A 2718-nucleotide genomic window follows, 5' to 3' on the forward strand; every position below is an offset into this window, starting at 1 on the left:
CTATTTTTGATCATTTTATTGAAATCTATCGCTTTTACCTAAAGCTACTTTTTCCATAATGAAAAAGTAGCCAATCCCGAGTCCTCGGGACGAAACCTATCTACCCACAAGGCCACCGCCGGCCCGGTCGAAATTCCTCCCGCCCACGTGCTTCGTTAAAGGTTTTGTTAAGTGTGGAGGTTATAGACAATTAAGCCATATACACAGTATGTTACCTACATCGAAGCACTTGTCCTCAAAGTAGGTACATATTCAGCGGGAGGAAAGAGGAGCTGAAAGCTCAATACCAAGGATCCGAAGGTACAGCCGTCGGACAACCCAATTGCAATGCTGCTGGTGAAAACGCTTAGGCAAAATGAAGAATTTTGAATATCGAATCATGAAGTTTTATTAAGAACCCATGAGTGGCGATACTCACTGCGGCGGAAAATCCCAAAGGGATTTAATACCAAAGGTTATTTACCCCGGATGCAATCCGGTGGATTTGAGGAATCCTTACTTTCATGCTCTCAACGCCGATAGGTGTTGAATTTTTGAATATCGAATATCCAATGATGAATCCACCTGAAGGTCGGACAGGTTTCGGATAATGAAGTTTTAAAAGCTGTATGTCCCTGATATAGGTTGATGGTTTTACTCAAACCTCGATATTGAGGCAAATTTCAAGGAGTTCGTCCTGGTACCAAGAGTTGGACCAAGGCACCTACTCCCCTTTCACCCTATACACATAAATATTCCAGGCGGATTCAGGGTGCTGGAATTTGTGAAGGAATTCAAGGTTGTATTCATCAATCACCGGGTGGGCAGCCAAAATAAACTCGCAACCCATATCCAGTAATTTCCGGTAATTGTAAAGGGGTTTTTCCACGGGGATTTCTTCCAGCCACTTCATCCGCATAAAATCATCTTTATGGGTTTGGTTAAACAAATACCCCTTATTCCCCCATCCCTTGAAATGCCAATACAACCAATTTTCCTTATCATCCGAACCCAATTCATCTTTGATCACGGTATAAAGTTTATCCTTGTGGGACAAAGGATAATTCATGGTGTATCCATCTATGGCCTGCAATCCATTGAAAGAAGCAATGGCAGGATGGAATCCAATACTGGCCACCTTAAACCCTTCAGGAGATTGATCCCTGAGCAGATCCTTGATCTCTTGAAATTGAGCTTCGGCAAAAAACTCCCTGTAGGTCGGGTATTTTTCTCCTATTCCTAGTATGGGTTTAAGGAGGTAGTTTTTGGCATTGTTATCCAAGACAATTAGGGAGTATGCCAACAAAACCAAAACCAAAAAGCCTGATACAATTCTTCCATTTTTGAAGCTTCTCAACCAGTCCAATACAAAGAGCACAGAGAAAAGCATCATGGGATAAATCAAGAAATAAAAGCGTTCAATGCTAAACTGCCTTACCTGAATCAAACCCGGAATATTTTCTACAAAAGGCCTGTAACTTAACATGGCAGCAAGCAAAGCAATCATGTTGATGGCAATAAATACCTTTAACACTGGTTGGAATAAGGCTGCTTTTTTCCCCGAAAACAATTGCCCTATCAGAAATCCCAGTAGGATCAGATACCATATGGGAGGAATAAATGCGGCATGGATATTTCCGAAAAAAAGGATTTCTGCAAATCGGATGAAAATATTATCGTGGTACCTGACAAAACTGTAAATGTCAAACTCTACCCTATGAGGGATAAACCAGTCTCTTTGAAAATAATAGATATCGAATAACCGGAAATTGAACAGGCAATAGATTAAAGTAAATCCTGCCAAAGCCAGCCAGAAATTCCATTTGATTTTTCTGCTTTTATAAAATTCGTAGAATCCATAAAAAAAGAGCGCAAATCCAACAAATAAGCCTGTAAGGTTGAGTGAGGAATAAAAGCAATAGAATCCAATGATAAGGGCATGCAGGAAGGAGAACTTCTCCCCTTTTTGGAGGGAGTAAAAGACCAAAAAGAGACTGGGAATAAATGCCAGGCCGATTCCTGCTTCAGGCCAAAAAGGGAGCACCGCCCAAATCAGGGCATAGAAGGGAATCCTTTTCCGGGATTCGTCGGGCAGGAAATGGTTGAGAAAATGATAGGCTGACAGATAGGCCAAAGTATGGATAAGCAGTTTGTTGATCAGGATGGCCGTATAAGGCTGGAAGAAGTAAAACAACCAGGTTTTGAGAAAAAACTCTGAGGCAAAACTGCCTCTTGGCAGTGTATCCAACATACCGGGAATAGGGTAATCATTGGCTTTCCAAAGGCCATTGTGGTCTATCAGAAGCGTGTACCAATGGATGATCAACTCTGCGTAGTCGTTGGCGTACCAAATGCTATCCTGCCCCAAAATCAGGTAAGGAGAGAAAAACACAATCAATAATCCAAGGCCAAGCCAGAATTGATTTTGGGTAAAGAGATTTGGTTTGGAGGTCAAGGCTGGCATTTAGTGGAAAGAGAGGAGGTTGAAATTTAAAATGAAAAATTTAGAATTGAAAATGGAGAATCCCTCTATGGAGGTATAGGGTTAATTCCGCTGCGGGTGAAAAGATGATTAATTGTGTAATTGAGTAATTGATTAACTGAACTGAGGATTGGTAAAGGTTAAAAGTTAATTCCGCCACGGCGGACAAGTCGTGTAATTAGTTAAATGAACTTGCTCAGTCTCAACCCCTGAAAGGGGTTAAAATCCGAAGGGTATTTACCCCGGGTGAAACTCGG

The 2718-nt window shown here is 41.5% G+C and carries 1 protein-coding gene; it reads right to left on the reverse strand.

All coding sequences use genetic code 11. The features are described from left to right. Window positions 1–703 precede the first annotated feature (703 nt). A complete protein-coding gene (locus tag EA341_RS00040; RefSeq protein ID WP_293010638.1) occupies window positions 704–2434 on the reverse strand; it encodes a DUF6044 family protein in 1731 nt (576 codons plus the stop codon). Between the last annotated feature and the right edge of the window lie 284 nt (window positions 2435–2718).

Origin of the sequence: Mongoliibacter sp. (genome assembly GCF_007692705.1) — a bacterium.
In the GTDB taxonomy this organism is placed as follows: domain Bacteria; phylum Bacteroidota; class Bacteroidia; order Cytophagales; family Cyclobacteriaceae; genus Mongoliibacter.